Source organism: Colwellia sp. NW0002-52-1 (genome assembly GCF_057550865.1).
In genome coordinates this window covers 1-739 of sequence record NZ_BAAJLU010000051.1, presented here as the reverse complement: position 1 = coordinate 739, position 739 = coordinate 1, and the positions used below count along the sequence as shown (strand labels likewise).

Below are 739 nucleotides of genomic sequence, written 5' to 3'. Positions count from 1 at the left end.
GATAATGAAGTTACATCGTTTATTAACACACAGAGAAAAAGTAAAGCCCAACCGAAAGGTGAAAAAGCCAAGAGCTTTAAAAGCAACACGTGCAAATGAAATTTATACGTGGGATATAACTTATTTGCCAACGGCTGTTAAAGGGCAGTTTTTATACTTGTATTTAGTGATGGATATTTACAGTCGTAAAGCGGTTGGTTGGCAGGTGCATGACACACAACTAAGCGCATTGGCAGCAGATTTAATGACAGATATTTGTAGGCGAGAGCAGATAAAACCAGAGCAAGTGACATTGCATTCAGATAACGGCAGTCCGATGAAAGGAGCAACGTTATTGGCGACGTTGCAGGAATTAGGCATTGTTCCATCATTTAGTCGCCCGTCGGTCAGCAATGATAACCCGTATTCTGAATCGCTATTTAAAACCTTAAAATATCGCCCAGAATACCCAGAAAAAGCTTTTAAAGACATCACTAGCGCAAGGGAATGGGTCACTGGATTTGTAGATTGGTATAACAATGAGCATTTTCACAGCGGGATAAAGTTTGTTACGCCAAACCAGCGTCATTTAGGTTTAGACAATAAGATATTATTGGACCGTCACCAGGTAAATGAAGCGGCTAGACTAAACAACCCGAGTCGATGGTCAGGAAAATCACGAGATTGGACAATGATTAATGAAGTAAATTTAAACCCAGAGAAAAAAGAAGAAATGCGGGCGGCATAAATTTAACTTTAG

1 protein-coding gene is annotated in these 739 nt (G+C 39.9%); it reads left to right on the top strand.

Features of this window, described 5'->3' with window-relative positions; translation table 11 throughout:
• Positions 1–727: IS3 family transposase (locus AC27H3_RS18050; RefSeq protein ID WP_487108105.1), on the top strand; the 727-nt coding region annotated here is incomplete at its 5' end.
• Positions 728–739: the final 12 nt, after the last annotated feature.